Source organism: Ruegeria sp. AM7, from assembly GCF_056535965.1.
Genome location: NZ_JBQFJE010000003.1, coordinates 3,131,063 through 3,148,079 on the forward strand (window position 1 = coordinate 3,131,063; position 17,017 = coordinate 3,148,079).

Below are 17,017 nucleotides of genomic sequence, written 5' to 3' on the forward strand. Positions count from 1 at the left end.
GTGCAAACAAGTCGGTCGACAAATGCGCCGTCAGATCACGAATTGTGCAAGCGTTTCGTCTTCGGTGATGTCGGTATAGGTGAATCCGGCTTCGTCCAAATGCGCAAACAAGCGGGCGAAATTTTCGGGCTTGCGGGTTTCGATCCCGATCAGGACCGAGCCGAAATTGCGCGCCGATTTTTTCATGTATTCAAACCGGGCGATGTCATCCTCGGGGCCAAGGATACTCAGAAATTCCTTCAACGCGCCGGGACGCTGCGGCAAGCGCAGGATGAAATACTTTTTCACACCCGAATAGCGCTGCGCCCGTTCTTTGACCTCGGGCAGGCGTTCGAAATCGAAATTCCCACCGGATGTCACACAGACCACAGTCTTGCCGCGGATAAAACTCTGGATATCGCCCAGCGCCTCGATCGCCAGCGCACCGGCGGGTTCCAGCACGATGCCCTCGACATTTAGCATCTCGATCATGGTGGTACAGATGCGGTCCTCGGACAGGACATGCACGTCGGACAGGTGGCGATCCTTGAGCAGCGCAAAGGGTTTCGCGCCGATTTTGCCCACCGCCGCCCCATCGACGAAATTGTCCACATGATCCAGCGCCACCGGATGCCCCGCCGCCATCGCCGCATGCAGGCAGGCCCCGCCTTTGGGTTCAACAAACAGGCAATGAGTGCGATCCCCGAACCACGTCGCCACGCCCGAGGACATACCGCCCCCGCCAACCGGCAGGATCACGTGGTCGGGCAGATGGCCCAGCTGTTCTTCGATCTCAACCGCCAGTGAGGCCTGCCCCTCGATCACGTCCTCATCATCAAAGGGCGACAGGAAATGCCCACCCTGATCGGCGCACCATGCCTGCGCGGCGGCCAGTGTGTCGTCAAAATAGTCGCCGGTCAGGTGAATCTCGATATTGTCGCCGCCGAAGATGCGGGTTTTCTGGATTTTTTGCTGCGGCGTTGTCACCGGCATGAAGATCACGCCGCGCACATCCAGATGTTTGCACATATAGGCCACGCCCTGCGCGTGATTGCCCGCGCTGGCGCAGACGAACAGGTCTTGTCCCTGCTGCTTGCGCATCGCGTTGAACGCGCCGCGAATTTTATACGACCGCACCGGGCTGAGATCTTCGCGTTTCAGCCAGATATCCGCACCATAACGATCAGACAGATGGGCATTGCGCTGTAGCGGCGTTGCCGGAAAAACAGAGCGCATCGCCTGTTCGGCGGCGCGGGCGCGGGTCATGAAATCACTCATGCCCCGCTCAGTGGCCTATCCTGACTAAAAGAGCAAGGAATACATATGTGTACGGGGTCAGAGGAGTTCGCGTTTTTCCACAACGTACCCATACACGGTCGTCAGGAGACTGATGTTCAGAATTGCAACGAAGACCTGAAAGACTATCGATAAAATGCCGTGAATAGGCGGAATGAACTGAAGCAGGTTGATTGCAGAACTCACGATCAACTGAAACATGATGTAGAAGAAAATCAGGCCCAATGCGGTCTTTCCCGGGCTCCGAACTCGCGACCAAGCGTCCCAACCTTCTGACAAGCCCATTGATTTACCGACGGCGAATGCCGGCAAAATAAGTGACCATCGCAAGAACGCAACCCCGAGCAAAACCAACACGACAACCAAGCCTACCAGCGCGACGGGCCAGATGGCTTGGGCGACGCTTAAAAGTACGAAACCGACAGGGACCATAATCGCCAAGAATAAAACGCTCAGCAAAAATAATCTAAGGACGTACCCGACTGCCAGCTTTATGTCGAACCGGGGAATGTAACCCGAAGCAAACTCTTCCAGTAGAATGTATCGGTGCCAAGTGGTAACACCCCAAGCCCCTATAATGGCTGTTACGATCCAGATCAAAACGAACCACACAAAAAAGAAATTCGGGAGGTTTTCTTTGGGAACATTTACGGTCTCACCCCAAACTAGGTAATCGCTCATGCCGGACAAATAAAAAAATGACCCTATGACAGCGATGCTTAGTACAGTGGGCGCCCAGAATATACGAATGACGGCTGGCACGTTTCCGAGAACCATTGCTACGGCGTGCGCAAAAATCTTCCAACCCAAGTTCAAAAGTCTTTCCCTTCAACCAATCCTTGTTCTCATTCCGTCCGTTTCACCGCAAATCCCGCGCCCCGTCAACGCAGATAACTTGCCCCCGCTTTCAAAACCCGTTAGGGGCCAAGCGTTCTACGCATAAGGGGAAGTTCAGATGTCCGCGCCCAAGAAAGTTGTTCTGGCCTATTCCGGTGGCCTTGATACCTCGATCATTCTGAAATGGTTGCAGACCGAGTATGGCTGTGAGGTCGTCACCTTCACCGCTGATCTGGGTCAGGGTGAGGAACTGGAACCGGCCCGCCAAAAGGCCGAGCTGCTGGGGATCAAGCCCGAGAACATCTATATCGAAGACATCCGCGAGGAATTCGTGCGTGACTTCGTCTTCCCCATGTTCCGCGCCAATGCGGTATATGAAGGGCTGTATCTGCTGGGCACGTCCATCGCGCGGCCTCTGATCTCGAAACGTCTGGTCGAGATTGCGGCCGAAACCGGGGCCGACGCCGTGGCGCATGGCGCGACCGGCAAGGGCAACGATCAGGTGCGGTTCGAACTGGCCGCCTATGCGCTGAACCCTGATATCAAGGTCATTGCCCCCTGGCGTGAATGGGACCTGACCAGCCGCACCAAGCTGTTGGAATTTGCTGAGCAGAACCAGATTCCGATTGCCAAGGACAAACGCGGTGAGGCTCCGTTCTCGGTGGATGCGAACCTGCTGCACACCTCGTCCGAGGGCAAGGTTCTGGAAGACCCCGCCGATATGGCGCCCGACTATGTCTATCAGCGCACCGTCCATCCCGAGGATGCGCCTGATCAGCCCGAATTCATCGAAATCGGTTTTGAAAAAGGCGACGCGGTCAGCATCAATGGCGAGGCGATGAGCCCCGCAACCATCCTGACCAAGCTGAACGAATATGGCGGCAAGCACGGCATTGGCCGTCTGGACCTGGTCGAAGGCCGGTTCGTTGGTATGAAATCGCGCGGCATCTATGAAACGCCGGGCGGCACCATCCTGCTGGAGGCTCACCGTGGTATCGAATCCATCACCATGGACCGCGGCGCGATGCACCTGAAAGACCAGCTGATGCCGCAATATGCCGAGCTGATTTATAACGGCTTCTGGTACTCACCCGAGCGTGATATGCTGCAGGCCGCCATCGACAAGAGCCAGGAACATGTCACCGGCACCGTCCGCGTGAAACTGTACAAAGGTCTGGCCTCGACCGTGGGCCGCTGGTCGGATCACTCGCTGTATTCCGAAGCGCATGTGACGTTTGAGGAAGATGCCGGTGCTTATGATCAGACAGACGCGGCGGGCTTTATTCAGCTGAACGCGCTGCGATTGAAACTGCTGGCCGCACGCGACAAGCGCCTGAAATAGCGGCAACGCTGCACCAAAAGGTTGAATAGGGCTTCGCGGTCGCAACTCTGCCGTATAATCGCCTTTTTGAATGTTCAGACAAAGCGGGTCGGTTCCCTTGTGGGATCGGCCCTTTTTCTATCCATTCTTTTGAGGCTGAAATGCAGGCTAATCACCCACAAGGCACCCCAAACGAATTCGAGTTCCGAGGCTCGGCCAGCGAGTATTTCGGGATCTGGATCGTCAACTTGCTATTGTCACTTGTCACGTTCGGAATCTACAGCGCGTGGGCAAAGGTTCGGACCAAGAAATACTTTTATCAAAACACCTATGTGGCGGGACGCAGCTTTGACTATCACGCAACCGGCCTTCAGATTCTGTTCGGACGAATTATCGTCGTTGCGGGTATCGTGATTTACTCCGTTCTCGGCGCAATCCCGATTGTGAACCTTGTGTTGATATTGGGGCTGATCTTCGTGATCCCATATTTGCTGGTCCGCTCACTGCGGTTTCAGGCACGTGTCTCCAGCTGGTCAAATGTCCGGTTCGACTTTCAAGGCACATGGGGATCGGCGGCGGCCAATTACTTCCTGTACCCGATCATCGCCGCGCTGACACTCTATACGACATGGCCATTTGTCACGCGATCCGTCCAGAGGTTTCACGTGAACGGTCACAAATTTGGTGCAACCGCAATGTCCTTCGACAGCCCCGTCGGACCGTTTTACAAGGCCGCACTGGCGGCGATGGCTTGGGGTTTGGGAACCATCGTCGTTGCGATTGCAGTGGTTGGCGTAAACATGAATTTCGTAGAAGCTCTAGCCTCGATCAACGACAACCCCGAGGACGTGGCCGCCGCGATCGACGTTATCCTGATCTTGTTGCTTCTTTTCGCGGTCTTTGTCCCGGCCTCGATCATCTATCGCGCCATGGTGCGCAATACGGTTTACAACTACGCCATTCTAGGCGACGGTCACAGGTTCCATTCGGATGTGAACGCACTGCGCCTGCTGTGGATTTCTGTTTCAAATGCGGTCGTCATTGCTGTGACCCTTGGTCTGATGTTGCCATGGGCGCATGTTCGCCGGGCGCGGTATCTGGCCGATCACACCACCTTTATCCCCTCGGGTTCGCTGGACGAATTCGTCGGAGGTGTCACGGCCAATGTCAGTGCCATTGGTGATGCCTATGGTGACATCGAAGGCTTTGACATCGGTATCGCGGTCTGACCGTTGCAAGATCTGCCCGATAATATCAGCGCGCCCGTTGAAGGGCGCGCCTATCCACCACTCAGCTCACGCGAAATCCATGCGCGTCTGGCTGTTGGATCCAATACCGTCTGGTTGATCGACGGAGACGGGCAGATACAAACACGCTGCGCCCCGGATGAGCTGGATATCGAGTCCCGCGTGGGGTCGACCGAACGCAGGGTGAATTTTCCAGATGGCACCCTGTTTCTGACCACCAGACATGCCGCGCTGGAACACTTGATTTCCGATAGCAGTGGATCCTGGCTGCACAATACCGAACGCTTTCACCCTCGGCTTATTCTGGTCTCGATCACCTGTCTGTTTGCCGCCTGGGGTGTATGGAAATATGGCCTGACCATGCTGGTCGCACTGGCTGTCTGGATGACGCCACCGCCGCTTGTATCGGCCATCGATGCCAGCACCTTGCAAGCAATAGACAAAGTGCTGGCGAAACCCACCACCCTGAGTCCGGACCAACAGGAACAGGTTCAGAACAGTTTCGACCGTCTTCTGACCACCATGGGACCCGAGGCGCAAGACTTTGCCTACGATCTGCAATTTAGGCGCCTGCCAGGAATTGGCCCAAACGCGTTTGCCTTGCCCAACGGAACCATCGTCGTGACCGATAAGCTGGTAAAGCTGATCTCGGTGGACGCGATGGCAGGTGTGCTGGGTCATGAAATCGGGCATGTCGCTGAACAGCACGGTTTGACCCAGCTGTATCGGTCGCTTGGGACATTTGTCCTGATCGGAATGATGGCCGGGGATACTGGCCCCGTCCTTGAAGAGGTTCTGCTAGAGGGCAATCTGATCTTGTCCCTGTCCTACTCGCGCCAGCATGAATTGTCTGCTGACCGATACGGGGTCGATCTGGCCGCCCGGTCAGGCTTTGACCCAAATGGGTTGTCCGAGTTTTTCGATATTCTCAATACCGAGTTCGGAGATCACGGTACCGATTGGTTCAGCACCCATCCGGGGTTCCAGGAACGGCAGGAAAACCTCAGAGAGTTGAACCACCGCCACTAGCCGTTGTGCCTAGGGTCAGAGCTTTCTTCACCGTTACGTAAGTTGTCCTTTGGTCAAGCTTGCGGATAAACCCATTGGCTCTTTACGGTCCCGCGAACAGGGAATGAGGATATCATGTTGCAAGAGATCGCGGACGGAATTCAAAAGAACCTCGCAGGCAAGAGCTTTGAGGGCTCTCTCAAATTCGATTGCGGTTCCGATGGCGTGATTGTTCTGGCCGACAATCAGGCCACGACACAGGATCAGGATACGGACTGCACCATCAAAATCTCGCAAAGCAACCTGACCAAACTGCTCACGGGCAAATTAAACCCGATGACGGGTGTTGCTCTGGGTAAGCTCAAGATTTCGGGAAACATGGGCGTTGCGATGAAGCTGGGGCAATTGCTGGGATAAACTCGTCTCACCAGCGCGTGACAAACGATGTCAGGCGATTGCACGGATCAAAAAGAGAAGGCAAGTTTCTATCAGAAGGAGACCTGCCATGACACGCATCGCTTATCTCGACTACGTCAAACCGACGCTTCTTTTTGCTTTGATTACGATCGCGGCCTTGCTGCGTGCCGCCCCCGCGCCCGCAGCAGGAACCGAGACCCTGACCGTTGCCGGAGGGTGTTTCTGGTGCGTCGAATCCGATTTCGAATCCGTCCCCGGTGTGATCGAAGCGGTTTCGGGTTTTACCGGCGGCAAAGCTGCCAACCCCACATATGATCAGGTGTCCAAGGGCGGCACCGGCCATTATGAGGCCGTCCAGATCACGTTCGACCCGGCTCGCGTTTCCCGTGAAACCCTGCTGAACATGTTTTTCCGTTCGGTCGATCCAACGGATGCCGGCGGTCAGTTCTGCGATCGTGGAAACAGCTATCGCACGGCGATTTTCGTATCCGGCGCCGGCGAAAAGGCCGTGGCCGAGGCTGCAAAGGCCGACGCCCAGCGCGCTTTGGGGCAGACGGTTGTAACGCCCATCCTGCAGGAAGGCGCATTCTATCCGGCGGATGAATACCATCAGGATTACTACAAAGGCGACAAGCTGGTCTTCACCCGCTTCGGACCCAAGCGTCAGAAGAATGCCTATAAGGCTTATCGCAACGCCTGTGGCCGCGACGCCCGCGTCAAACAGCTTTGGGGTGGCGACGCACCTTTTGCCGGGTCTTAATCAAACCGCGCTTCCCTGACCTCTTTGAGGTCAGGGATCACATCCGCCGTACCGTGCCGCGTGACCATCAGGGCCGCGGCACGATTTGCTTGTGAAATCGCCTGCGCCATCGGCATTCCGCGATCCATCCCCGCTAGAACATAGCCGGTAAAGGTGTCGCCTGCTCCGGTGGTATCCACAGCCTGTACCTTATAGGCCGGGAAGTCCGAGGCCTCTCCGCGATGATAATACCGCGCGCCTTCGGCCCCCAATGTGACAATCACATGCTCAATCTGAAGGTCCGTTACAGATTGACCAGTGGCCTCGTGCAACTGCTCGGCCTCGACCGCATTGAGGATCAGGAAATCCAGATATGGCAGCACGGCCTGAACGGACTCTGCCTGAAACGGTGCTGCCGCATAGCAAACGGTCAGACCCATTTCACGGCCCATCTTCGCCGCCTCAACCTGCAGATTGGTTTCGTTCTGCATCACCAACAGATCGCCTTGCGACGCGGATGACAGCGCTTGCCCCAGTTGATCCTGTGAAATCGCATGGTTCGAGCCCTGAAACAGGATGATATTGTTTTCACCCTCGGCATCCACAGCGATGATCGCATGACCCGTCGGCACATCCGCCTGCGCGATATGGCGAGTATCGACGCCATATTCGGTCAGCCGATCCCGTGCCCAAAGCCCGTCGAACCCAACGGCCCCGATATGCGCAATCCGCGCCCCGGCTCGGGCCGCGGCCACTGACGTATTCGCACCCTTGCCGCCCAGAAACCGGTCCAGACGGCTGGCCGAGAGCGTTTCCCCCGGTCCGGGCAGATGCGGCACGTCATAGATCATATCCGCATTGATCGAACCGAGGTTCCAGATCGTCATGGTTTACCCGAAATGTCGCACGAGGCCAGAATGGCCATGTTCAGGATGTCATTCGCGGTCGAGACGGTCGAGCAGATCTGGATCGGCTTATCGACACCCGACAGGATCGGGCCAATCACGGTCGCGCCGCCCATCTCTTGCATCAGCTTGGTCGAGATCGAGGCCGAGTGCCGCGCAGGCACAATCAGGATATTGGCCGGACCCGTCAGACGCTGGAACGGATAAGCCGCTTGCTGATCCACGTTCAACGCCACATCGACGGTCATCTCGCCCTCATACTCGAAATCCACGCCGCGCTGATCCAGAACGGCCGGGGCGCGATGCATCTTTTCAGCACGTTCCGATACCGGATACCCAAACGTCGAGAAGCTGACGAAGGCCACGCGTGGTTCAAGCCCCATATGACGCGCTACAGCTGCCGAGCGTTCGGCGATATTGGCCAGATCATTCTCATCCGGCCACTCATGCACCAAAGTATCGCCGATCAGCACGATCCGCCCCTTATACAAAAGCGCCGTTACCCCCGCCGCGCCATGAGCGGCGTCAGCATCGAACACATGGTTGATACGGTCCAGTACGTGCGCTGATTTACGCGTGGCCCCAGTCACCAGACCATCCGCATGGCCATGGGCCAGCATCAGCGAGGAAAACACGTGGCGGTCACGCGCCGCCAGACGGTAGACATCTTTGTTGTCGAAGCCTTTACGCTGCAGGCGTTTATACAGAAAATCGGTATAGGTATCGAGGTGCATGGTATTGGCGGCATTCACCACCTCAATCTCGCGCACAGCATCGCCCAACCCAGCCTCTTCCAGCTTTTGCTTGACGTCATCCTGGCGACCCACAACCAGCGCCTTGCCAAAGCCCGAGCGCTGATAAGTCACCGCAGCGCGCAACACGCGGGGGTCGTCGCCCTCGGCAAAGATCATCCGGCTTTGCGCCTGACGCGCACGGGCGTTCAGACCGCGCAGAATGCTGGCCGTCGGATCCATGCGGGATTTCAGGCTCAGCTCATAGGCGTCCATGTCGATGATCGGACGGCGCGCAACCCCGGTATCCATCCCGGCCTTTGCAACCGCCGGAGGAATACGGTGAATCAAACGCGGATCAAATGGCGTTGGGATGATGTAGTCGCGACCAAATGTCAGCGATTTGCCATAGGCCATGGCGACCTCATCCGGCACATCCTCACGCGCAAGATTGGCCAGCGCGTGGGCGCAGGCGATCTTCATCTCGTCATTGATGGCGCGGGCGTGGATATCCAGCGCGCCCCGGAACAGGTAGGGAAAGCCCAGAACGTTGTTCACCTGATTGGGGTAATCGCTGCGGCCCGTGGCGACGATGGCATCCACGCGGACTTCATGCGCCTCTTCCGGCGTGATCTCAGGGTCAGGGTTCGCCATGGCAAAGATGACCGGATTATCGGCCATGCTGGCGACCATTTCCTGCGTCACCGCCCCCTTGACCGACACGCCCAGGAAAACGTCGGCACCGTTCATCGCCTCTTCCAGCGTGCGCAGGTCGGTGGTGATCGCGTGGGCCGATTTCCACTGGTTCATGCCCTCGGTCCGGCCCTGATAGATCACGCCCTTGGTGTCGCAGACGATGCAATTGTCATGCTTTGCACCCATCGATTTGAGCAGCTCGATACAGGCAATCCCCGCGGCCCCCGCGCCGTTCAGAACGATCTTCACATCCTCAATCTTCTTGCCTGAAATATGCAGCGCATTCAGCAGGCCCGCCGCGCAGATCACTGCCGTGCCGTGCTGATCGTCGTGGAAGACGGGGATATCCATCTCTTCCTTCAGGCGCTGTTCGATGATGAAACACTCGGGCGCCTTGATGTCCTCAAGGTTGATGCCGCCGAACGTCGGCCCCATCAGGCGCACAGCCCGACAGAATTCATCCGGGTCTTCGGTGTCCAGCTCAATATCGATCGAGTTCACATCGGCGAACCGTTTGAACAGGACGGATTTGCCCTCCATCACCGGTTTCGACCCCAGAGCGCCCAAATTGCCAAGACCCAGAACCGCCGTCCCGTTCGAGATCACAGCCACCAGATTACCCTTGTTGGTATAGTCATACGCCGTCTCGGGCGCTTCGGCGATGGCTTCACAAGGGACCGCGACGCCGGGGCTATAGGCCAGCGACAAATCGCGCTGCGTGGTCATGGGAACGGTGGCTTGCACCTCCCACTTGCCGGGGGTGGGGTCCAGGTGAAAGGCCAGCGCCTCTTCTTTGGTGATCTTCGTTTTGGGCATCTTACAGGTCGTTTCCATGACTTCGGGGCTTATGCGTCATAACGCAGGCGGGGCTGCGCCTCAACGACAATACGTTTTCACCTTTCGTCACGGTTGGGGGATTTGTAAGGTCGCGACCGGAAGACGCCAGAAGGGGGCCGCTTTTGTCCACAGTCACGCCGATGATGGCGCAATATCTTGAGATCAAAGAGACCCATTCAGACGCCCTGCTGTTCTACCGCATGGGCGATTTCTACGAGATGTTTTTCGAGGATGCGGTGAACGCCGCCGAAGCGCTGGACATCGCCTTGACCAAACGCGGCAAGCACAATGGCGAAGACATCCCCATGTGCGGTGTGCCCGTCCATGCGGCCGAAGGGTATCTGCTGACGTTGATCCGCAAAGGCTTTCGCGTGGCCGTGTGCGAGCAGATGGAAAGCCCGGCTGAAGCGAAGAAAAGAGGCTCTAAATCGGTGGTTCGGCGCGATGTTGTGCGTCTGGTCACCCCCGGCACACTGACCGAGGACGCCCTGCTTGAAGCCCGCCGTCACAACTTTTTGGCCTCCTATGCCGAGGTTCGGGATGAGGCCGCGCTGGCATGGGCTGACATTTCCACTGGAGCGTTTCACGTGATGCCTTTGACATCCGTGCGGCTCAGCCCCGAACTGGCGCGGCTGGCCCCGTCCGAGTTAATCGTGGGCGACGGGATGGAACAGGCGCTGAACGAGACGGTGCGGGATCTTGGGACTTCGCTCACGCCCATCGGACGCGCCAGTTTCGACAGCACGGCGGCGGAAAAACGCATCTGCGGGCTGTTTCACGTGGGCGCTTTGGATGCGTTCGGCTCTTTTGGCCGCGCCGAAGTGTCGGCCATGGGCGCGCTGATCGACTATCTTGAGATCACGCAGAAGGGCAAACTGCCCCTGCTGCAAACACCGCTGAAGGAATTCGAAGACCGCGTGGTGCAGATCGACGCCGCCACGCGCCGTAATCTAGAACTGACCCGGTCTTTGTCAGGCGGCCGCGCCGGATCGCTGCTGTCGGTGGTTGACCGCACCGTGACACCGGGCGGCGCACGTCTGCTGGAACAGCGCCTCTCCAGCCCGTCCCGCAATCTGGACGTGATCCACGCGCGGTTGGATGCCGTGAGTTTTGCCGCTAAGGACAGCCTGATCGCCTCGGACCTGCGCGAAGCCCTGCGCAAAACCCCCGATCTGGACCGCGCCCTGTCGCGCCTGTCACTGGAACGCGGCGGCCCCCGGGATCTGGCCGCGATCCGCAACGGCCTGACCCAAGCCGCCGCGATTGCCGAAATCTGCAAGGCGCAGGATCTGCCCGTTCTGCTCTCGAACGCGTTGCAGAACCTCGTGGGGTTCGACGATCTGCTGAACCTTCTAGACGAGGCTTTGGTCGCAGAGCCGCCCCTTCTGGCCCGCGACGGCGGTTTCATCGCCCCTGGTTTTGACGCCGAACTGGACGAGGCCCGAACGCTGCGCGACGAAGGCCGCTCCGTCATCGCCGGGTTCCAGCAGAAATACGCAGAGCACACCGGCATCACGTCGTTGAAGATCAAGCACAACAACGTGCTGGGCTATTTCATCGAAACCACGGCCACCCATGCCGAGAAAATGCTGAACCCGCCGTTTAGTGAGACCTATATCCATCGCCAAACCACCGCCAATCAGGTGCGGTTCACCACGGTGGAACTGTCCGAGATCGAAACCCGCATCCTAAACGCCGGAAATCTGGCGCTTGAGATTGAAAAGCGGCTCTATCAAAGGCTTTCTGGCGATATTCTGGCCCTTGCCGCCCGCCTCAACCAAGCCGCGCGTGGGCTGGCCGAGCTGGACCTGACCACTGCGCTGGCCGATCTGGCGCGGGGTGAGAACTGGTGCCGCCCACAGGTCGACAGCTCGCGCGCGTTCAACGTGCAAGGCGGTCGTCATCCGGTCGTGGAGCACGCGCTACGCCAGCAATCGGGCGATGCGTTCATCGCCAATGATTGTGACCTGAGCGCCGATCAGGGGGCCGCGATCTGGCTGCTGACCGGTCCCAACATGGCCGGTAAATCAACCTTCCTGCGCCAGAACGCCCTGATCGCCCTACTGGCGCAAATGGGCAGCTATGTCCCCGCCGAACAGGCCCACATCGGCGTGGTCAGCCAATTGTTCAGCCGGGTCGGAGCCTCAGACGATCTGGCACGTGGCCGTTCGACCTTTATGGTCGAGATGGTCGAAACTGCCGCCATTCTTAATCAGGCCGACGACCGCGCGCTGGTTATTCTGGACGAAATCGGGCGCGGTACCGCCACCTATGACGGCCTCTCCATCGCCTGGGCCACGCTGGAACATCTGCATGCCGCCAACCAATGCCGCGCGCTGTTTGCCACCCATTACCACGAGCTGACCGCGCTGGCGGGCAAACTGGAAGGCGTCGATAATGCCACCGTCGCCGTCAAGGAATGGGAAGGCGAGGTCATCTTCCTGCACGAGGTTCACAAAGGCGCCGCCGACCGCTCCTACGGCGTTCAGGTAGCGCAGCTGGCCGGGCTGCCCGCCTCCGTGGTCGACCGCGCGCGCGTCGTTCTGGACCAGCTGGAGAAAACCGAACGCGAAGGTGGCAAGCAAAAGGCGTTGATCGACGACCTGCCCCTGTTTTCCGCCGCGCCGCCGCCTCCGCCGCCCGCGCCCAAGGCTTCACCGGTCACGGATATGCTGGGCGACATCCTGCCGGATGAGCTGACCCCGCGCGCGGCGCTCGACCTTATCTACAAACTGAAAGAGGCGGCCAAATCCTGACCGCCCCTTCCCAAAACTCTGCAACCGCTCAGCTCGCAGGTGTCGACGACACCCCAACCTGTGCCGGCCGCAGCAAACGGTCATGCAGCATGAACCCTTCGGCAGAAACCTGAATGATGTCGCCTGCCTTGGTGCCCGGCACGGGGGCCTCGAACATCGCCTCATGCACATTTGGGTCAAATCGATCACCAACCTCGGGGGTGATCACCTCGATCCCGTGTTTCTGGAAAACGTTCGTCAGCGCACGCATGGTCAGCTCAACACCTTCGATCAGACCGGCAGCAACCTCTTTCTGCTCATCGGTCGCGGCCTCAAGCGCGCGTTTCATGTTGTCGTAAACCGGTAGCATGTCACGGGCCAGTTTCGACCCGCCATATTGTTCCGCATCGCGACGCGCTTTGTCGCCCCGCTTGCGCGCGTTTTCAGCATCGGCCAGCGCGCGCATGAACCGGTCTTTGTACTCGTCACGCTCGGCGCGCAGTTCGTCCAGCTCCAGCGCTTCGTCGCTGAACTCTGCAATTTCTTCCGCCAGCTCTTCGGCCTCGGCGGCTGCGATATCGTCCAGAAAATCTTCGTTCTTGGGCTCTGCCATCTCTTACCCTCTAGCTCCGGTCGGAAATCAGCTTGCCGACCAGTTGCGCCGTATAATCCACGATCGGAACGATCCGTCCATAGTTCAGACGTGTGGGTCCAATAACCCCGACCGCACCGATTATCTTTCGATCAGCGTTCATATATGGAGACACCACCAAAGAGGAACCCGAAAGTGAGAAAAGTTTGTTCTCAGAGCCGATAAAAATGCGCACACCTTCGCCATCTTCGGTCAATTCAAGAAATTCGGCGATGTCACGCTTACGTTCCAGATCGTCAAACAGGGTGCGAATGCGATCAAGTTCCTCTTCCTGTGCGGGATCATGCAGCAGATTCGCCCGCCCGCGCACAATCAAACGGGCCGAGTCGCCATCGTCCCCCTCCCACGCGGCCATACCGCTTTGGACCATCTCGCGGGCCAGCACATCAATTTCCTGTTTACGCGCGTCGATCTGAGACAGCATCTGCTTGCGCACTTCGCTGATCGTCCGCCCTTCAATCAACGCGTTCAGGAAATTCGCCGCCTCACGCATGGAACTGGGCGTCTGCCCCGGAGGCGGGGTGAACAGACGGTTTTCCACATGCCCGTCCGAGAACACCAGCACCACCAATGCCCGGTCATGGCCCAGCGAGACGAACTCGATATGCTTGATTTCGGCCTCATGTTTGGGCGTCAGCACCAATGATGCGCCTTGTGTCACGTGTGACAAAGCCGATCCTACCCGGTCCAGCATTCCGCCCACATCACCTGCGTTAGAGCCTAACGTCTCATCCAGCTTCTGCCGATCATCGGCGCCCAGATCGCCGACCTCAAGCAGCCCGTCGACAAACATCCGTAGCCCCTGTTGCGTCGGAATCCGCCCCGCAGACACATGAGGGCTGTCCAGCAGACCCAGAAACTCCAGATCCTGCATCACATTGCGCACCGTCGCAGCGCTGACCTTTTCCGACAGGGTACGGGTCAGGGTGCGGCTGCCCACCGGCTCGCCACTTTCCAAATAGCTTTCGACGATCAACCGGAACACCTCGCGTGAGCGGTCGTTCATCTCATTCAGAATTTTGCTTGCTTCGCTCATCGGCGGCCCCCTGCTGGTCCGTCATTAAATCGCAGGCAAATGAAAGGTCAATCGGGGTTGCATCGTAACGCCACGGGGCGGTATCCCAAAGCCAGCAAACAAAGGAAATTCCATGCGACCCTCAGGACGTAATCTAGACGAAATGCGCGCTGTTTCCATCGAGACAGGTTTCACGAAACATGCCGAAGGGTCCTGCCTGATCAAAATGGGCGACACCCATGTGCTGTGTACCGCGACGATCGAGGATCGCGTGCCGCCCTTCATCAAGGGCTCGGGCCTGGGTTGGGTGACGGCGGAATACGGGATGCTGCCCCGCGCGACCAACACCCGGATGCGGCGTGAGGCGGCCTCGGGCAAGCAAGGCGGTCGCACCGTGGAAATCCAGCGCCTGATTGGCCGCGCCCTGCGCGCCGGTGTCGACCGGGTTGCCTTGGGTGAACGTCAGATCACCGTCGACTGCGATGTCATTCAGGCCGATGGCGGCACCCGCTGCGCCTCGATCACCGGAGGTTGGGTGGCGCTGCGTCTGGCGGTGAACAAGCTGATGAAAGCAGGCGATGTGATTTCTGATCCGCTGGTCGATCCCGTCGCCGCCGTGTCCTGTGGCATCTATGCCGGTCAGCCGGTTCTGGATCTGGACTATCCTGAGGACAGCGAAGCCGGTGTTGACGGCAACTTCATCATGACCGGGTCCGGCAAACTGATCGAAGTGCAGATGAGCGCCGAAGGCTCGGTCTTCAGCCGCGCGCAGATGGATCAGCTGATGGATCTGGCCGAGAAAGGCGTCGGCGAACTGGCAGCGGCACAGAAAGCCGCCACCGCATGACCCGTAAGTTCGACAGCGACAGGCTGCTGTTTGCCACGCACAACAACGGCAAGCTCGAAGAGATGGCGCATCTTCTCGAACCCTTTGGCGTGACAGTCATTGGCGCGGGTGAGATGAACCTGCCCGAACCGGAAGAGACCGAGGATACCTTTGTCGGCAATGCCCGGATCAAGGCTCATGCCGCTGCAAAGGCGACCGGCCTGCCTGCTCTGTCGGACGATTCCGGGATCACCATCGACGCGCTGAACGGCGCACCCGGCGTCTACACTGCCGATTGGGCCGAAACTGGCAATGGCCGGGATTTCCTGATGGCGATGACCCGCGCTCATAATGAATTGGAAGCCAAAAACGCCCCTCATCCGCGCACCGCGCAGTTCCGCAGCACGCTGGTTCTGGCCTGGCCCGACGGTCATGACGAAGTGTTCGAAGGCATCGCCCCCGGCCATCTGGTCTGGCCTATCCGTGGCGAAGGCGGGTTCGGATATGACCCGATGTTTGTCCCCGACGGCTATGACATTACCTTTGCCGAGATGGATCGCTGGGAAAAGAACAAGATCAGCCATCGCGGCCGCGCGGTGGAGATGTTCGTGAAGGGCTGCTTTGGCGGATGATTGGCGCAATGGGGGCTTTGGCCTGTACGTGCATTGGCCCTTTTGCGAGGCCAAATGCCCCTATTGCGATTTCAACAGCCATGTATCGCGTAATATAGATCAAAAACAATGGCTTGAGGCATATCTGACCGAGTTGCGCCGCTCGGCCACCGAAACGCCCAACCGTGTCCTGAACACGATCTTCTTTGGCGGCGGCACCCCATCTCTGATGGACCCCGACACCGTTGCCGCTGTGATTGATGAGGCCCGCGCCCTGTGGCGGCCCGCCAATGACATGGAAATCACGCTTGAGGCCAATCCCGGCTCGGTCGAGGCTGGGCGCTTCGCCGCCTATCGTGATGCCGGCGTGAACCGGATCTCGATGGGGGTACAAGCGCTGAACGATGAAGATCTGCGTCGTCTGGGCCGTATCCACACGGTGGCCGAGGCCCACGCCGCCTTTGATATCGCCCGTAATTGCTTTGACCGCGTCAGTTTCGACCTGATCTATGCCCGCCAGCATCAAACGTTGGACGATTGGCGCGCGGAACTAACCGAAGCTCTGTCGATGGCCGTTGATCATCTGTCACTGTACCAACTGACGATTGAGGAAGGCACCGCCTTTGGCGACCGTTACGCGGTGGGCAAACTGCGCGGCCTGCCCGAGGATGACCACGCCGCTGACATGTATCTTGCCACGCAAGAGATTTGTGAGGCCCACGGCCTGCCCGCCTATGAGGTTTCGAACCACGCCCGACCGGGGTCAGAGTCGCAACACAATCTGATTTACTGGCGTTATGGCGATTATGTCGGCATCGGGCCCGGAGCACACGGACGGGTAACCGCAAACGGAACAAAATGGGCCACCGAAACATACCTATCGCCGAATGCTTGGCTGAAAGCTGCATCTGCGGGATCAGGTGAGAAGGAACGAGCTGCCTTAACCTTGCACGATCAGGCTAGTGAATACCTTATGATGGGTATTAGGATTGACGAAGGACTAGATATTGATCGATTTGGTGCTCTGTCCAAGCAACCTCTGCCACAAGAAAAACTGCAACATCTCTGCGAACTTGGGATGATCGAACTGCATGATAAACGACTTCGCGCAACCAAAGATGGACGCGCAGTTCTAAACGCCGTCATTCGAGAATTGTTGGGGTAA

15 protein-coding genes are annotated in these 17,017 nt (G+C 58.3%); 9 read left to right on the forward strand and 6 right to left on the reverse strand.

The window, feature by feature from the left end; translation table 11 throughout:
* Positions 1–30 precede the first annotated feature (30 nt).
* On the reverse strand, positions 31–1,257 hold the full coding sequence (gene ilvA, locus ACR3EG_RS19605; protein ID WP_480498107.1) for a threonine ammonia-lyase IlvA: 1,227 nt from the start codon (positions 1,255–1,257) through the stop codon (positions 31–33).
* A 57-nt stretch (positions 1,258–1,314) separates the two neighbouring features.
* On the reverse strand, positions 1,315–1,956 hold the full coding sequence (locus ACR3EG_RS19610) for a hypothetical protein (RefSeq protein WP_480498105.1): 642 nt from the start codon (positions 1,954–1,956) through the stop codon (positions 1,315–1,317).
* 274 nt (positions 1,957–2,230) lie between these two features.
* Between ACR3EG_RS19610 and ACR3EG_RS19615 the strand changes: the two genes are divergently transcribed.
* The 5 genes from ACR3EG_RS19615 to msrA all read left to right on the forward strand — a co-directional run bounded on the left by ACR3EG_RS19615 (position 2,231) and on the right by msrA (position 6,865).
* Positions 2,231–3,454 carry an argininosuccinate synthase gene (locus ACR3EG_RS19615; protein ID WP_480498103.1) on the forward strand — a complete coding sequence of 408 codons (1,224 nt, stop codon included), beginning with the start codon at positions 2,231–2,233 and terminating at the stop codon, positions 3,452–3,454.
* A gap of 140 nt (positions 3,455–3,594) precedes the next feature.
* Positions 3,595–4,662, forward strand: a complete 1,068-nt coding sequence (locus ACR3EG_RS19620) for a YjgN family protein (protein WP_480498101.1) — start codon at positions 3,595–3,597, stop codon at positions 4,660–4,662.
* Between the two features lie 3 nt (positions 4,663–4,665).
* On the forward strand, positions 4,666–5,709 hold the full coding sequence (locus ACR3EG_RS19625) for a M48 family metallopeptidase (protein ID WP_480498099.1): 1,044 nt from the start codon (positions 4,666–4,668) through the stop codon (positions 5,707–5,709).
* A gap of 114 nt (positions 5,710–5,823) precedes the next feature.
* Complete coding sequence (locus tag ACR3EG_RS19630; protein WP_170355627.1) at positions 5,824–6,105, forward strand: SCP2 sterol-binding domain-containing protein; 282 nt, start codon at positions 5,824–5,826, stop codon at positions 6,103–6,105.
* Between the two features lie 88 nt (positions 6,106–6,193).
* Positions 6,194–6,865, forward strand: coding sequence for a peptide-methionine (S)-S-oxide reductase MsrA (msrA, locus tag ACR3EG_RS19635; RefSeq protein WP_209195965.1), 672 nt, complete (start codon positions 6,194–6,196; stop codon positions 6,863–6,865).
* On the opposite strand, the gene ACR3EG_RS19640 is transcribed toward msrA, so the two are convergent.
* Together ACR3EG_RS19640 and ACR3EG_RS19645 are read right to left on the reverse strand one after the other, a co-directional pair.
* Positions 6,862–7,731 carry a ribokinase gene (locus ACR3EG_RS19640; RefSeq protein ID WP_480498096.1) on the reverse strand — a complete coding sequence of 290 codons (870 nt, stop codon included), beginning with the start codon at positions 7,729–7,731 and terminating at the stop codon, positions 6,862–6,864. The genes msrA and ACR3EG_RS19640 overlap by 4 nt on opposite strands.
* On the reverse strand, positions 7,728–9,992 hold the full coding sequence (locus ACR3EG_RS19645; protein ID WP_480498095.1) for an NADP-dependent malic enzyme: 2,265 nt from the start codon (positions 9,990–9,992) through the stop codon (positions 7,728–7,730). The genes ACR3EG_RS19640 and ACR3EG_RS19645 overlap by 4 nt, the downstream gene beginning before the upstream one ends.
* 161 nt (positions 9,993–10,153) lie before the next feature.
* Between ACR3EG_RS19645 and mutS the strand changes: the two genes are divergently transcribed.
* Entirely contained in the window at positions 10,154–12,769 is a 2,616-nt protein-coding gene (mutS, locus tag ACR3EG_RS19650) for a DNA mismatch repair protein MutS (RefSeq protein ID WP_480498218.1), read from the forward strand.
* A 28-nt stretch (positions 12,770–12,797) separates the two neighbouring features.
* Here mutS and ACR3EG_RS19655 read toward each other — a convergent pair whose 3' ends face one another.
* Positions 12,798–13,361 carry a nucleotide exchange factor GrpE gene (locus tag ACR3EG_RS19655; protein ID WP_480498093.1) on the reverse strand — a complete coding sequence of 188 codons (564 nt, stop codon included), beginning with the start codon at positions 13,359–13,361 and terminating at the stop codon, positions 12,798–12,800.
* 10 nt (positions 13,362–13,371) lie between these two features.
* Positions 13,372–14,436, reverse strand: coding sequence for a heat-inducible transcriptional repressor HrcA (gene hrcA / locus ACR3EG_RS19660; RefSeq protein WP_480498091.1), 1,065 nt, complete (start codon positions 14,434–14,436; stop codon positions 13,372–13,374).
* A gap of 112 nt (positions 14,437–14,548) precedes the next feature.
* Here hrcA and rph point away from each other — a divergent pair, with 112 nt between their 5' ends.
* The 3 genes from rph to hemW are packed head-to-tail and all read left to right on the forward strand — an operon-like array spanning position 14,549 to position 17,017.
* The gene (gene rph / locus ACR3EG_RS19665; RefSeq protein WP_480498089.1) at positions 14,549–15,262 is read left to right on the forward strand and encodes a ribonuclease PH; all 714 of its coding nucleotides are present in this window, start codon (positions 14,549–14,551) and stop codon (positions 15,260–15,262) included.
* The gene (gene rdgB / locus ACR3EG_RS19670) at positions 15,259–15,873 is read left to right on the forward strand and encodes an RdgB/HAM1 family non-canonical purine NTP pyrophosphatase (RefSeq protein WP_480498087.1); all 615 of its coding nucleotides are present in this window, start codon (positions 15,259–15,261) and stop codon (positions 15,871–15,873) included. The genes rph and rdgB overlap by 4 nt, the downstream gene beginning before the upstream one ends.
* Positions 15,863–17,017, forward strand: coding sequence for a radical SAM family heme chaperone HemW (gene hemW / locus ACR3EG_RS19675; RefSeq protein WP_480498085.1), 1,155 nt, complete (start codon positions 15,863–15,865; stop codon positions 17,015–17,017). Before rdgB ends, hemW begins: the two co-directional genes overlap by 11 nt.